This is a genomic window from Pseudomonas sp. JV245A (assembly GCF_032424515.1).
GTDB classification, from domain to species: Bacteria; Pseudomonadota; Gammaproteobacteria; order Pseudomonadales; family Pseudomonadaceae; genus Aquipseudomonas; species Aquipseudomonas protegens.
The window spans coordinates 1-13872 of record NZ_VYKE01000139.1 but is presented as its reverse complement, the minus strand read 5'-3'; the positions used below and the strand labels follow the sequence as shown (position 1 = coordinate 13872).

The window sequence follows — 13872 nt, the reverse complement described above, 5'->3', positions numbered from 1 at the left end:
CGCCCAGTGAAATCCGGTTCGGCCGACGATGCGACCTTCCTGCTGACCAACGCCGATACCGTGATCATCGTCCCCGGCTACGGCCTGGCGGTGGCACGCGCCCAGCACGCGCTGAAAGAGCTGACCGAGAAGCTGACCCACCGCGGCGTGACCGTGAAATACGCGATCCACCCTGTAGCGGGGCGCATGCCCGGCCACATGAACGTCTTGCTGGCCGAAGCCGAAGTGCCTTACGACCAGGTGTTCGAGATGGAAGACATCAACTCCGAGTTCGGCCAGGCCGACGTGGTGCTGGTGCTGGGCGCCAACGACGTGGTCAACCCGGCGGCGAAGAACGATCCTAAGTCGCCGATTGCCGGCATGCCGATTCTCGAAGCCTTCAAGGCCAAGACCATCATCGTCAACAAGCGCTCCATGGCCAGCGGTTATGCCGGCCTGGACAACGAACTGTTCTACCTGGACAAGACCATGATGGTCTTCGGCGACGCCAAGAAGGTCATCGAAGACATGGTCAAAGCCGTCGAATAAAGCTGCTGTAGCGCAATACCCAAAACCTCAGCCTTTAGTAGGCTGGGGTTTTTTATTTACTCCATAAAGCCGACAGAAGGCTCTAGATCAGGGCCTTTCATTCGACCTTTGTCGCGCGGTGTTTTTTTTTGAAATCACTAGACTGCGCTTCTTGCTTCCGTTGCCCGAGATAACAATCCATGTACCGTGATCGTATCCGCTTGCCTTCGTTGTTGGATAAGGTGATGAGCGCCGCTGACGCTGCCGCTCTGATTGAGGACGGCATGACCGTCGGCATGAGCGGCTTCACCCGCGCCGGTGAAGCCAAGGCCGTGCCCCATGCCCTGGCCGAACGGGCCAAGGTAACGCCACTGAAAATCAGCCTGATGACCGGCGCCAGCCTGGGCAACGACCTGGACAAGCAACTCACCGAAGCTGGCGTGCTGGCCCGGCGCATGCCGTTCCAGGTGGACAGCACCCTGCGCAAGGCGATCAACGCCGGCGAAGTGATGTTCATCGACCAGCACCTGTCGGAAACCGTCGAACAACTTCGCAACCAGCAGCTCAAGCTGCCGGACATTGCAGTGATCGAAGCTGTCGCCATCACTGAACAGGGCCATATCGTGCCGACCACCTCGGTGGGCAACTCCGCCAGCTTCGCGATCTTCGCCAAGCAGGTGATCGTCGAGATCAACCTGGCGCACAACCCGAACCTGGAAGGCCTGCACGACATCTATATCCCGACCTATCGCCCGACCCGTACACCGATTCCCCTGGTGAAGGTCGACGATCGCATCGGCAGCACGGCGATTCCGATCCCTGCGGACAAGATCGTCGCCATCGTCATCACTAATCAGTCGGATTCGCCGTCCACGGTTTCCACCCCGGACAGCGAGACCCAGGGCATCGCCAACCACCTGATCGACTTTCTCAAGCAGGAAGTGGATGCCGGGCGCATGAGCAACAAGCTCGGCCCGCTGCAGGCCGGTATCGGCAACATCGCCAACGCGGTGATGTGCGGCCTGATCGAGTCGCCATTCGAGAACCTGACCATGTACTCCGAAGTACTGCAGGACTCGACCTTCGACCTGATCGACGCCGGTAAGCTCAGCTTCGCCTCGGGCAGCTCCATCACCCTGTCGAGCCGGCGCAACGCCGACGTGTTCGGCAACCTGGAACGCTACAAGGACAAGCTGGAGCTGCGTCCGCAGGAGATCTCCAACCACCCGGAAGTGGTGCGCCGCCTGGGTATCATCGGCATCAACACCGCGCTGGAGTTCGATATCTACGGCAACGTCAACTCCACCCACGTCTGCGGCACGCGGATGATGAACGGCATCGGCGGCTCCGGCGACTTCGCCCGCAACGCACACCTGGCGATCTTCGTCACCAAGTCGATTGCCAAGGGCGGGGCGATTTCCAGCGTGGTGCCGATGGTCAGCCACGTGGACCACACCGAGCATGACGTCGACATCCTGGTGACCGAGATCGGCCTGGCGGACCTGCGCGGCCTGGCGCCGCGGGAGCGGGCCCGGGTGATCATCGACAACTGTGTGCATCCTTCCTACCGCGACGCACTGAATGACTACTTCACCAAGGCCTGCGCCCTGGGTGGTCACACGCCGCATATCCTGCGTGATGCCCTGAGCTGGCACATCAACCTGGAAGAAACCGGGAAAATGCTCGTCGAGTGATTGATACAGTTGGCAGCTGACGCAAACACAGTTTCGTCAGCTTGCCGGCCGCTCGCCAGAGACCGCCAAAAACTGTACTGCTGTACCGGTATTTTCCCCGCCTAAAACCACTTGCCTCCCATCAAAAAGCACCGAAATGCACCATAAAGGTGCTGACAGGTACAGTTGCGCCTTTTCCGAACAGTACAGCCCCTATAAACAGTTAACTGGTCCTTCACAATACAGGTGAACTGTATCTACAGAGTCTTGCGCGGGAAGAGGATCATGGGCACCAGTTAAACCACTACCTGATCCCGCCACAAGCGGAAGGATGTCAACCATGGAACGTACACTCAGTTCCGAACTGTTCTTCGAAGACAAAGCTGAAAAAACCCAGGCTTCCCTGCCTCTGCGCGTTATCGCCAACCTGATGCTGTGGCAGCGCCGCATCTCCAGCCGCCATCAACTGGCTCGCCTGGATTCGCGTCTGCTGGCCGATGCCGGGATCAGCGAAGCACAACGCTACGAAGAGCTGAGCAAGCCGTTCTGGCGCTAACTCAGCGTCGCTGGCCCTGACCCACCGGGTCCACCGCCAGCACCCCGAATTGCACACAACAAGACCCGTCGCGGGAAACCGCGACGGGTCTTGTCGTTCTGGCCGCGGAAAACGCGCTACACAGCTGAAATACAGCCCGCTTCATCGTGACAGGTACAGTTTTATAAAACATAACAATTAACCAGTACAATTTAGCTCGAGTGTATCTGTATCACCGCATCGAACCGCCGCACCATGAGGTTGCAGCCAGCTCATCGCTCGGCTGCTCATGGAGGCAAGCATCATGCACTCGTCCCCTGGCACCAACCTTCACTGCACGCTCTTCAAGCGCTGGCTCACGGCGCTCGCCAACACACGGGAGCGGGCCCGCACCCGTCACTTGCTGGCACAAATGGATGAACGACAACTCTCGGACAGCGGCATCAGCCACAGCGATCGGGCAGCGGAACTGCACAAACCCTTTTGGCGCTGAGGCCTGCCGCAACGCTGTGCGAATGGGGCCGCTGAGCCTAATATCTGAGGCGACGTGGCGATTTTCATTCGAACTGCGTCAGAGCAATCAGACACAGCACCTCGCAGTGGCTGCCCGGCGTCTCACTCAGCGCCCTTAAATTGTCTGTTCATTCACAGGAGTTACCCATGTCCCGTCTCCGCCTGCTCAGCGCCGCCGCCCTGCTGGCCCTGGCTGCCAATGCCCACGCCACCAGCCTGATCGTGACCACCGACGCCATTGTCGGCGCGCTCAAGGCCACCACCGACGCCACCTCCGATGCCACTTCTTCCCTGCGTGACAACAAGATTGTCCGTGCCGCCCGGGATGATGCCGCCAGTTTCGTCGCCACCGACGGCGCCATTCGCGGGGTAAAACTGGAAAGCGCATTTGCCCACATTCGCCAGCAAGCGCCTCAGTTGCAGGCCTCTGATGCACAGCTGGCCCAGGCCATCCTGGCAATCTGAAGCGTCTCGGTTTCAGGTGCCCCGGCGCACCTGAAACCCTCTGCGCTGGTCCTCCAAGGGGCATTGCGCTAGCCTTGGCGCTGGTTTTCAGCTGTCGAGACTCTTGGGTTTGTTCCGTATTTCGCTTTCCGCTCCCGTATTGATCGCCGCCTGTTGGGCCGGTTCGGTGCAGGCATTCGACCTCACCACCCAAAGCCTGGTTGTCACCGTCTATGCGACAGGCCAGGTGACCTCGGCGCCCTTCGACCATAAACTGCTGCTTGCTGCCCAGGATGACGCCGCTGCCTTCGTGGCAACCGACGGCCAACTGCGCGGCGCCCGCCTGGAGTCTGCGCTGGAATACCTGCGCCAGGACCCGGCAAAACTTCATGCCAGCGACCTTGAACTGGCGCAGGCAATTCTCGTCCAATAACCATCCCTGTTCTTCCGGAGTCGTTCCATGCGTAGCCCGCTGATTGCCGCCACCCTTGGCCTGCTGTTGTTGGCCGACGTGGCCCAGGCACACACCCTGGTGGCCACCAGTAACATCATCGTCCGCGCCTCCGGCCGCACGATCGATTTCACCTCGGACACCACCACTTCGATCCGTGACTCCAAAGTCGTGCGCGAAGCCCACGACGATGCCGCCAGCTTCGTCGCCAGCAACGGTGATATCCGCGGCGCGCAACTTGAAGCGGCGTTCAATGCCCTGCGCACGCAGCTGCCAGAAGCCCGCGACGCCAGCGACCAGGTGCTTGCCGAAGCCATCCTGGCCCTGTGAAACCACTCCTAGCCTGGCTGCTGGCCGGGACCCTGGGGCTGCTCTGCGGCACCGCCCAGGCCGACCTGCAACTGCGCCTCAAGGCCGATGGCTTGAGCCCGGCGCAGCAACACGCCAGCCAGGCGCTGCTGGATGAAGCGATGCAGGCGTTGCCGCCGCGTTTCATCCAGCAACTGGATCGCACCATTGATGTCGGCTGGACCGACCGAATGCCCGACAACGCCTATGGCGAGGCATCCCTGGTGTCGGAACTGGACCTCAACCGCGCCTTGCTGCCCAGCCTGACCGACGGCTCCGCCGCCACCCAGAAGACCAGCCGCCCCCATGGCACCGTGCGCCGGGAAATGCTCGCCACGGTACTCCATGAACTGACCCACATTTATGATCGCGCGCGTTTGTGGCCCGGTGCCGAGCGTAGCCTGATCCAGCGCTGCACCCGCAAGAACAGCACCTCCGGGCTGATCGGCCTGCCGGATGAGTGTCGCGGCCAGAATGACCGGCGCTTCACCCTCAGCGATGATCCACGGCTGCTGGATCTGGCCGGTTGGCCGCAATACGTCGGCCGCCGTGGCGAACGCGAGCAGCACAACCGTCAGGTCGCCCGCAGCCCGGACATCTACGAGATCACCAACCCGAAGGAATTCGTCGCGGTGAACATGGAGTACTTCCTTCTCGATCCGAGCTACGCCTGCCGCCGCCCGGCGCTGTACCGCTATTACCAGGAACATTTCGGCTGGGCGCCGGCCGCCAAGGACAGCTGCGCCAAGTCCTTCGCCTTCCTCAACGCCGGCAACGACTTCGCCAAGACGCCCCTGGGGCAGGTGGACCCGGAGCGGGTCTACGCGGTGGACTACCTGCTGGCCGAAGCCAACCAGAACTGGGTCAGCCGCTGGGGCCACAGCATGCTGCGCCTGGTGATCTGCGCCCCGGGCCGCCCCCGCGGGCCGGATTGCCGGCTGGACCTGGACCAGCACCTGGTGCTGTCCTACCGCGCCTTCGTTGGTGACGTGCAGCTCTCCAGCTGGGACGGCCTGGTGGGCAAGTACCCTTCGCGGCTGTTTGTCCTGCCGCTGTCCCAGGTCATCGACGAGTACACCAAGACCGAGCTGCGCAGCCTGGCCTCGGTGCCGTTGAAGCTGTCACGCAGCGAGATCGAGGAAGTGGTGGAGCACGCCGCCGAGATGCATTGGAGCTACGACGGCAACTATTACTTCCTGTCCAACAACTGCGCAGTGGAAAGCCTCAAGCTGCTGCGCAGCGGCAGCAACAACAAGCAACTGATCGGCCTCGACAGCATCATGCCCAACGGCTTGCTGGAGGTGCTCAAGGGCAGGGGGCTGGCGGACACCAGCGTGCTCGACGACCCGCGCGAGGCGCTGCGCCTGGGGTATCGCTTCGACTCCTTCCGCGACCGCTACCAGGCGATGTTCGAGGTGATCAAGAAGCGCCTGCCGATCAAGCAGGCCAGCGTCGAAGACTGGCTGTCGCTGAGTGCCGAGGAACGCCGGCACTGGTTCGACCAGGCCGACCTGCGCACCAGCGCCGCCTTGCTGCTGCTGGAGCAGGCCAGTTATCGCCGGCAACTGCTGTTGGCTCAGGACGAGGTCAAGCAGCGCTACCTGGGGGCTCGCGAGCTGAAAAATGGTGGTATGGAGCAGGCCAACAAGACCCTGCAGCAGATCCTCGCCAACAGCGGCTTCCTCAGCCGCCCGGCAGAATTGCTGGGCAGCGGCGGCTACGGCCTGCCTCAGCCCGCTGAATGGCAACGCCTGGAGTCCGAGAGCAGCCAGCGGCAGAAGCAACTGCAATCCTTGACCGGTGACCTGGACAAGGAAGTGCGAGCCCTGCTGGAACCGGCCCGAGCGGCGGAAATCGCCGCCAACGAGGCCAACCTGAAGCTGGTGGGCGAGCATCTGCGGACGCTGCACAAGGCGGCAGGCGGCCTGGAACTGCCGTAGCGCTGCCGAGCCCGCGAGGCTGCGAAAAGGACCGAAGGGCCTTGCTGGGCGGCCTTGAGAGCCTCGCGACCGCTACGCGCTCGTGCGCAGCCTACGGCAGCGGCTACAGGGTTTCCTGCGGTTCTTGCGGCAGGTGCTCGTCCAGATGCAACCAGGGCAGGCGGCTGTCGGTCCAGATATGCCGGTCTGCAGGCGCCCGTTCCGGGTGATCCAGGGTGGCGATGGTGACATCGATGCTGTCTGGGCTCAGGTGGGTAATCAGCGCCAAATGAGCACCACAGTTGCCGCAGAAATAGCGCGCACAACTTCCAGATGAGTCGTACCGGGCGGGAACGCCTTCCAGCCATTCGAAAGCCGAGGCGGACAGGGTGATCCAGGTGGTCACCAGACCGCCACTGACCCGGCGGCAGATCGAGCAATGGCAGTGGGCGATGTCCCGCAACGGGCCGCTGAACTGGTAACGCAGCCGCCCGCAGTGGCAGCCTCCGGTGTGCAACTCTCTCATGTGCATGTCTCCCTGGCGCCGATAGCCATCACTTTATGCCGCTGGTCGCCTGCTGCAACATCCGTTCGTTCCTTTCAGCGACGAAAGCTGGCTGAAAGCTTCCCCCATTAGGATCGCCTCCACTACCGGCAACAGACCGGTTGGCCACAGCGGGCGTTTCTCGCGCTCCCGGCCCTATTAACAACAACAATGGTGATTCTGATGTCCGCTCCTACCCGCCTGTTCGCTGCAACTCCTCCCGTACGCCTCGTGCTTGCCGTTCTGCGCTGATCCCACCCGGTTCGCCATTCCCTAGCCGCGCTACGCCTGGAGTAATCCCATGCTGACTTTCCTTGGCTTTGCCATGGTCATCACCTTCATGTTCCTGATCATGACCAAGCGCCTGTCGGCGCTGATCGCCCTGATCATCGTGCCCATCCTGTTCGCCCTGTTCGGCGGGTTCGCGCCGAAGATCGGCCCGATGATGCTCGAAGGCATCACCAAGCTCGCGCCCACCGGCGTGATGCTGATGTTCGCCATTCTGTATTTCGCCCTGATGATCGACTCCGGCCTGTTCGACCCGGCCGTGCGCAAGATCCTCAAGCTGGTCAAGGGCGACCCGCTGAAGGTCTCGGTGGGCACTGCGGTACTGGCCCTGGTGGTGTCCCTGGACGGTGACGGCGCCACCACCTACATGATCTGCGTGGCCGCCATGCTGCCGCTGTACAGCCGCATCGGCATGAGCCCGCGAATCATGGCCGGCCTGATCATCCTCGCCGGCGGGGTGATGAACATGACCCCCTGGGGCGGCCCGACCGCCCGCGCGGCCAGCGCCCTGCACGTGGACCCGTCGGACATCTTCGTGCCCATGATCCCGGCCATGCTGGCCGGCGTGGTGGCGATCCTGGCGATCGCCTACATGTACGGCAAGCGGGAAAGGGCGCGCCTGGGTGAACTGCACCTGGCGGGCGACGAGACCGACCACAGCGAGATCAGCGTGTCGCAGTACCCCGACGCTCGTCGTCCGAAGCTGATCTGGTTCAACGGCGCCCTGACCTTCGCCCTGATGTGCGCGCTGATCGCCGGGCTGCTGCCGTTGCCGGTGCTGTTCATGGTGGCCTTCAGTATCGCCATGATCGTCAATTATCCCTGCCTGCAGCAGCAGAAGGATCGGGTCGCGGCCCACGCCGGCAGCGTGCTGGCGGTGGTCGGGCTGATCTTCGCGGCGGGCATCTTCACCGGCATCCTGTCCGGCACCGGCATGGTGGATGCCATGTCCAAGAGCCTGCTGGCGGTGATCCCGGAAGCCCTGGGGCCGTACCTGGCGGTGATTACCGCGCTGGTGAGCATGCCGTTCACCTTCTTCATGTCCAACGATGCCTTCTACTACGGCGTGCTGCCGGTGCTGGCCGAAGCCGCCAGCCACTACGGCATCACCGCGGTGGAAATGGCCCGTGCGTCGATCGTCGGCCAACCCGTGCACTTGCTCAGCCCGCTGGTACCCTCGACCTACCTGTTGGTGGCCCTGGCCGGTATCGAGTTCGGCGATCACCAGCGCTTCACCCTCAAGTGGGCAGTGCTGGTCTGCCTGTGCATAATGTTCGCCGCTTTGCTGATGGGGATTTTTCCGCTGTTCAGCACTCTATAAAAGCAATGCTTCTGCGCCCGGGCCGGCCTCACGGCCCGGGCTATAACACTCGCTCAAAGGAATACACATGGAATGGCTGACCAACCCGGAAATCTGGGTTGCCTTCTTTACCCTGACTGCCCTGGAGATCGTCCTGGGCATCGACAACATCATCATGATCTCGATCCTGGTCAGCCGCATGCCCAAGCACATGCAGGCGCGCACGCGGATCTTCGGTCTGGCGCTGGCGATGGTCACGCGCATTCTGTTGCTGCTGTCGATCACCTGGGTCATGCGCCTCACGGCCGACCTGTTCGTGGTCTTCGGCCAGGGCATTTCCGGGCGTGACCTGATCCTGTTCTTCGGTGGCCTGTTCCTGCTGTGGAAAAGCTCCCAGGAGATGTACCACGCCCTGGAAGGCGAGGACGAAACCATTGATGAGCCCAAGGGCAAGGGCGGCAACTTCCTCTACACCATCATCCAGATCGCCATTATCGACATCGTCTTCTCCCTGGATTCGGTGATCACCGCCGTGGGCATGGTTTCCCATGTGCCGGTCATGGTGGCGGCCATCATCGTCGCGGTGCTGGTGATGATGCTGGCGGCCGGGACCATCAGCGAATTCATCGACAAGCACCCGTCGCTGAAAATGCTCGCGCTGTCCTTCCTGCTGGTGGTGGGTACGGTCCTGATCGCCGAAGCCTTCGAAGTGCACGTGCCAAAAGGCTACGTCTACTTCGCCATGGCCTTCTCCCTGGCGGTGGAAGCCATCAACATCAAGATGCGCACCGCCATCGCGAAAAAGAAAAAACAGCAGGACCCGGTGAAACTGCGCAAGGACGTTCCTGGTCAATAATCCGGGAATGCGCTGAATGGAAAAGGGGCTCTCGGGCCCCTTTTCTGCGTCTGCAGGAAGCTGTTTTCATGACAGTTTTGTTTCAATCGCCGGTTTGGCTATGCGATGCTGGCGCCTCGTGCGTTAGCCAACTACAGCTTAAGTACATAACGTAGAACGTCGCGCAACAACGTCCACTCGCCCCGCTTGGGGCACTTCACCCCAGGGGGGGCCTCTATGCTGACCCTGCTCAATCTGCTTTCCGCCGTGGCCCTGCTGATCTGGGGTACGCATATCGTCCGTACCGGCATCCTGCGGGTCTACGGCTCCAACCTGCGCCACGTGATCGGCCAGAACATGGCCAGGCGGCCACTGGCGTTCATTGCCGGGATCCTGGTCACGGCCATGGTCCAGAGCAGCAACGCCACGGCGATGCTGGTGACGTCCTTTGTCGGCCAGGGCCTGATGGCGCTGACCCCGGCGCTGGCCACCATGCTCGGCGCCGACGTCGGTACCGCGCTGATGGCCCGGGTACTGACCTTCGACCTGTCCTGGCTGTCGCCGCTGCTGATCTTCCTCGGGGTGATCTTCTTTCTCTCGCGCAAGCAGACCCGCGCCGGCCAGCTGGGCCGGGTCGGCATCGGCCTGGGGCTGATCATCCTGGCCCTGCAACTGATCGTCGAAGCCGCGGCCCCCATCACCCATGCCCAGGGCGTGAAGGTCCTGTTCGCCTCGCTGACCGGCGATATTCTCCTGGATGCGCTGATGGGTGCGGTGTTCGCCATGGTGTCCTATTCCAGCCTGGCGGCGGTGCTACTCACCGCGACCCTGGCCGGCGCCGGGGTCATCAGCCTGCCGGTGGCCATCGGCCTGGTGATCGGCGCCAACATCGGCAGCGGGGTACTGGCCTTCCTCAGCACCAGCATGCAGAACGCCGCCGGGCGCCAGGTCGCGCTGGGCAGCCTGCTGTACAAGCTCATCGGCCTGCTGCTGATCATCCCGGTGCTCGACCCACTGGCCCACTGGATGGACAGCCTGGACTTCAGCCCCCAGGAAGTGGTGATCGGCTTCCACCTGCTGTACAACACCGCCCGCTGCCTGTTGCTGCTGCCCACTGTCGGCCCCATGGCCCGGCTCTGCGCCTGGCTGCTGCCGGAGCGCCCCCAGGAAAACGGCCGCGCTCGCCCGCGGCACCTGGACCCTACCGCCCTGGCCACGCCGAGCCTGGCCCTGGCCAACGCCGCCCGCGAAACCCTGCGCATCGGTGACCTGATCGACAGCATGCTGGAGGCGATGCGCGACGCGCTGCAGGGCAAGCAGACCGCCATCACCCAGGAGCTGCGCGCCCTCAGCGACGACGTCGAAGCGCTGTACAGCGCCATCAAGCTGTACCTGGCGCAGATGCCCCGGGAAGACCTCAGCGACCAGGACAGCCGGCGCTGGGCCGAAATCATCGAACTGGCGTTCAACCTCAAGCTGGCCAGCGATCTGATCGAACGCATGCTGCGCAAGGTCCAGCAGCAGAAGACCTCCCAGCGCCGCTCCTTCTCCGAGGTTGGCCTGGAAGAGTTGACCGGGCTGCACGCGCAACTGATCGCCAACCTGCGCCTGGGGCTCTCGGTGTTCCTGAGCGCCGACCCCGAAAGCGCGCGCCAGCTGCTGCGGGAAAAACGCCGTTTCCGCGCCCAGGAGCGGCGCCTGGCCCACGCCCACGTCAGCCGCCTGCAACGCAAGATCGTCCAGAGCATCGAGACCAGTTCCCTGCACCTGGAGCTGATCGCCGACATGAAGCGCCTCAACTCCCTGTTCTGCAGCAGTGCCTACGTGGTTCTGGAAACCTCGGACACCGGCGCGCTGGAGGTCGAAGAGATGGCTGACATCACTCATTCACCCTGAACGTCCACAGTCCCACGAAGTCTGTAGAACTTACGCACGCCGTAAGGAAGCTTGTTATGCGTTGTCTGTTATTCGCCTGCCTGTTGCTGGGCAGTGCACAAGGATGGGCTTTGGATCGTTTCCAGGTCGAAGGCTACACCCTGCCCAATGGCCTGCAACTGCTGCTCAAGCCCGGCAGCGAACGCGGCCACGTGGCGATCCGCCTGGTGGTGGGAGTGGGCCTGGACGACTTCGCCTGTGCCGACAAGGAGTTGCCGCACCTGCTGGAACACCTGCTGTTCAGCGGCGTGGATGACAGCGGGGAAGGCGGCCTGGAAGAACGCATGCAGGCCCTGGGCGGCGAATGGAATGCCTACACCAGCAATGCCGACACCACCTTCGTCATCGAGGCCCCGGCGCGCAACCAGCGCAAGGTCCTGGACCTCTTGCTGTCGCTGCTGACCCATACCCGCCTGGACGACAACGCCGTGGCCGCGGCCAAGCAAGTGGTGGAACGCGAAGGCGGGGGTCACTATTCGCACCTGCAACGCTGGCTCGACCGCCAGGACCTGGGACACAAGGCAGGCAACCAGCTGGCGGTGGAACTGGGGCTCAAATGCGCCGAACGCGCCGAGGTCGGGAACCTGACCCTGGCCCAGCTGGAGCAGGTACGCAAGGACTGGTACGCCCCCAACAACATGACCCTGATCGTGGTGGGCGAGCTCGATCGCCTGCTGCCGGCCTACCTGGAGCGCACCTACGGTGCCCTGGAGCCGGTGGAACCCAGCGAACACCCCGACCTGCCGCAGATCCAGGGCACCGCCGCCCCTGAGCGCACCCTGGTCCATGGCTGGGTAGGGCAGAGCGCGCAACTGCACTGGCTGTTTCCCGAGCCCGTGCTGGACCAGCAGCACGACGAGACCTTCGACCTGCTCAAGGACTACCTGGACTGGGCGCTGTATCGCCAACTGCGTCTTGAGCACGAATTGTCCTACGGCCCCTGGAGTGATCGGGAAGTCTTCGGTGGCGTGGGCTTTCTCAGCCTCAATGCCGACCTTGAGCGCGACGACCTGCCCCAAGCCCGGCAAGTGGTAGAGCAGCTCAAGGCACGGCTGCTCAAGGACGGCCTCGACCCGGCCACCTTCGCCCGCCTGAAACAGGCTGCCATCGATCGCCAGGCCTGGGCCGTGCAGGGCAACAGCGCCCTGGCGGACTATTACTGGAGCGCCCTCGGGGACTTCGACAACGGCCGCTTCAGCGACCCGGCCAGGCGCCTGAAAGCAGTGAGCCTGGAACAGGCCAACCTGGCCCTGCGCCAGCTGCTGCAGCAGCCGGGCTACCTGCGCATCGAACAACCGCTGCTCAGTGACGAACAACTGCTCTGGCTGATCGGCGGCCTGCTGTCCCTGGTCCTGCTCGGCAGCTTCGGCGTCTACCTGCTGCGCCGCCGGGCCCGCTGACCCATGGCCAGGGAGCTTGCTCCCGCCGGGCCGCGCAGCAGCCCCAGGGACAGGGCAATGCGATCACCTTGGCCGGATTACCTCACCAGCGCCTGCGCACCTGAGCAAGCTCCCTCGCCACGGACCGCCGCCGACGTTATCCTGTCGCGGTTTTTCCTGCCCTGACTGTGATCCCCCCGATGCCGAACCTGACCCTCCTTATCCAGCGCATTCTCGAACTGATGAAGCGCTATCCGGGGATCATTGCGCTCGGCGGTTTCATCTCCGGGGTCGGAAGCTTCATCCTGGTGGACCGGCAACAGAGCCTGGCCTCGTGGATCGCCGTGATCCTGCTGGTGAGCTGGGTCTGGCTGATGCTGGAGAACAGCCTGACCCAGCTGTTCACCAAGGTCTTCAAGCGCGAGATCCCGCAGCCGCTGCTGCGCTATGCGACGCAGATGATCCACCAGGAAAGCCTGTTCTTCGTCCTGCCGTTCTTTTTCATCACCACCAGCTGGAACAGTGGCCAACTGGTGTTCACCGGCCTGCTCGGCGCCGCGGCGCTGATTTCCATCACTGACCCGCTGTACTACAAATGGCTGGCCCCGCGCCGCTGGCTGTTCCTGGCGCTGCACACCCTGACCCTGTTCGCCGCCTTGCTCACGGCCCTGCCGCTGATCCTGCACCTGACCACCGCCCAGAGCTTCAAGCTGGCCCTTGGCATCGCCATGCTCCTGTCCTTTCCGAGCCTGGCCTCGATCCTGCCGATCCGCAGCCTGCGCAGTGCCCTGACCGTGCTGGCCATTACCCTGGCCATCGGCAGCACCGGCTGGCTGCTGCGCTCCTGGGTGCCGCCGGCCACCCTGTGGCTGACCGAGGATGCCATCAGCACCCAGCTCCAGGATCGCACCCCGGGCGACAGCCTGGAGCAGATCAGCACCGCCCAGGTAAGCAGCACCGGCCTGTACGCCTACACCGCGATCAACGCCCCCCGGGGCCTGGACGAGCGCATTTACCACGTCTGGCAATTCAACGGCAGCGAGGTGGATCGCGTCGCCCTGGACATCCATGGCGGGCGCAAGGAAGGCTACCGTGCCTGGTCCCACAAGCAGAATTTCCCCGCCAACCCGGCGGGCGACTGGCAGGTGCGGGTGATCACCGAGGACGGCCAGGTGATCGGCGTGCTGCGCTTCGAGATCAC

At 63.3% G+C, this 13872-nt stretch carries 14 protein-coding genes; 13 read left to right on the top strand and 1 reads right to left on the bottom strand.

Going from position 1 to position 13872, the window contains the following annotated elements; genetic code table 11:
- The 8 genes from F6S12_RS25530 to F6S12_RS25495 all read left to right on the top strand — a co-directional run.
- Window positions 1-528, top strand: a 528-nt coding sequence (locus F6S12_RS25530; RefSeq protein ID WP_315869448.1) for an NAD(P)(+) transhydrogenase (Re/Si-specific) subunit beta, incomplete at its 5' end; no start/stop codon positions are given.
- 179 nt (window positions 529-707) lie between these two features.
- Window positions 708-2201, top strand: a complete 1494-nt coding sequence (locus F6S12_RS25525; RefSeq protein ID WP_315869447.1) for an acetyl-CoA hydrolase/transferase family protein — start codon at window positions 708-710, stop codon at window positions 2199-2201.
- Window positions 2202-2520: 319 nt separating this feature from the next.
- Complete coding sequence (locus F6S12_RS25520; RefSeq protein ID WP_011058498.1) at window positions 2521-2736, top strand: DUF1127 domain-containing protein; 216 nt, start codon at window positions 2521-2523, stop codon at window positions 2734-2736.
- Window positions 2737-3004: 268 nt separating this feature from the next.
- Entirely contained in the window at window positions 3005-3208 is a 204-nt protein-coding gene (locus tag F6S12_RS25515; RefSeq protein ID WP_346625126.1) for a DUF1127 domain-containing protein, read from the top strand.
- A gap of 167 nt (window positions 3209-3375) precedes the next feature.
- Entirely contained in the window at window positions 3376-3693 is a 318-nt protein-coding gene (locus tag F6S12_RS25510) for a DUF2388 domain-containing protein (protein WP_011058497.1), read from the top strand.
- Window positions 3694-3796: 103 nt separating this feature from the next.
- Complete coding sequence (locus tag F6S12_RS25505) at window positions 3797-4105, top strand: DUF2388 domain-containing protein (protein ID WP_011058496.1); 309 nt, start codon at window positions 3797-3799, stop codon at window positions 4103-4105.
- Window positions 4106-4132: 27 nt separating this feature from the next.
- Entirely contained in the window at window positions 4133-4453 is a 321-nt protein-coding gene (locus F6S12_RS25500) for a DUF2388 domain-containing protein (RefSeq protein ID WP_011058495.1), read from the top strand.
- A complete protein-coding gene (locus tag F6S12_RS25495) occupies window positions 4450-6411 on the top strand; it encodes a DUF4105 domain-containing protein (protein ID WP_053160588.1) in 1962 nt (653 codons plus the stop codon). The genes F6S12_RS25500 and F6S12_RS25495 overlap by 4 nt, the downstream gene beginning before the upstream one ends.
- 103 nt (window positions 6412-6514) lie before the next feature.
- Here F6S12_RS25495 and F6S12_RS25490 read toward each other — a convergent pair whose 3' ends face one another.
- Window positions 6515-6916: a GFA family protein gene (locus F6S12_RS25490; protein WP_161466473.1), complete on the bottom strand. Its 402-nt coding sequence runs from the start codon at window positions 6914-6916 to the stop codon at window positions 6515-6517.
- Between the two features lie 319 nt (window positions 6917-7235).
- Here F6S12_RS25490 and F6S12_RS25485 point away from each other — a divergent pair, with 319 nt between their 5' ends.
- The 5 genes from F6S12_RS25485 to F6S12_RS25465 all read left to right on the top strand — a co-directional run.
- Entirely contained in the window at window positions 7236-8543 is a 1308-nt protein-coding gene (locus F6S12_RS25485) for a CitMHS family transporter (protein ID WP_161466472.1), read from the top strand.
- 67 nt (window positions 8544-8610) lie between these two features.
- Window positions 8611-9378: a TerC family protein gene (locus F6S12_RS25480; RefSeq protein ID WP_011058491.1), complete on the top strand. Its 768-nt coding sequence runs from the start codon at window positions 8611-8613 to the stop codon at window positions 9376-9378.
- 216 nt (window positions 9379-9594) lie between these two features.
- Entirely contained in the window at window positions 9595-11253 is a 1659-nt protein-coding gene (locus F6S12_RS25475; protein WP_011058490.1) for a Na/Pi cotransporter family protein, read from the top strand.
- A 56-nt stretch (window positions 11254-11309) separates the two neighbouring features.
- Window positions 11310-12692 (top strand): M16 family metallopeptidase, encoded by a 1383-nt coding sequence (locus F6S12_RS25470; RefSeq protein WP_053160586.1) that lies wholly within the window; start codon window positions 11310-11312, stop codon window positions 12690-12692.
- 179 nt (window positions 12693-12871) lie between these two features.
- Window positions 12872-13872: DUF5924 family protein (locus F6S12_RS25465; RefSeq protein WP_315869446.1), on the top strand; the 1001-nt coding region annotated here is incomplete at its 3' end.

Excerpts from the sequence above, each read along its gene's own strand:
- F6S12_RS25490 (WP_161466473.1), bottom strand. The coding sequence starts at position 6,916 with ATGAGAGAGTTGCACACCGGAGGCTGCCACTGCGGGCGGCTGCGTTAC.
- F6S12_RS25515 (WP_346625126.1), top strand. The coding sequence starts at position 3,005 with ATGGAGGCAAGCATCATGCACTCGTCCCCTGGCACCAACCTTCACTGC.
- F6S12_RS25525 (WP_315869447.1), top strand. The coding sequence starts at position 708 with ATGTACCGTGATCGTATCCGCTTGCCTTCGTTGTTGGATAAGGTGATG.
- F6S12_RS25470 (WP_053160586.1), top strand. The coding sequence starts at position 11,310 with ATGCGTTGTCTGTTATTCGCCTGCCTGTTGCTGGGCAGTGCACAAGGA.
- F6S12_RS25520 (WP_011058498.1), top strand. The coding sequence starts at position 2,521 with ATGGAACGTACACTCAGTTCCGAACTGTTCTTCGAAGACAAAGCTGAA.
- F6S12_RS25500 (WP_011058495.1), top strand. The coding sequence starts at position 4,133 with ATGCGTAGCCCGCTGATTGCCGCCACCCTTGGCCTGCTGTTGTTGGCC.
- F6S12_RS25480 (WP_011058491.1), top strand. The coding sequence starts at position 8,611 with ATGGAATGGCTGACCAACCCGGAAATCTGGGTTGCCTTCTTTACCCTG.
- F6S12_RS25510 (WP_011058497.1), top strand. The coding sequence starts at position 3,376 with ATGTCCCGTCTCCGCCTGCTCAGCGCCGCCGCCCTGCTGGCCCTGGCT.
- F6S12_RS25475 (WP_011058490.1), top strand. The coding sequence starts at position 9,595 with ATGCTGACCCTGCTCAATCTGCTTTCCGCCGTGGCCCTGCTGATCTGG.
- F6S12_RS25485 (WP_161466472.1), top strand. The coding sequence starts at position 7,236 with ATGCTGACTTTCCTTGGCTTTGCCATGGTCATCACCTTCATGTTCCTG.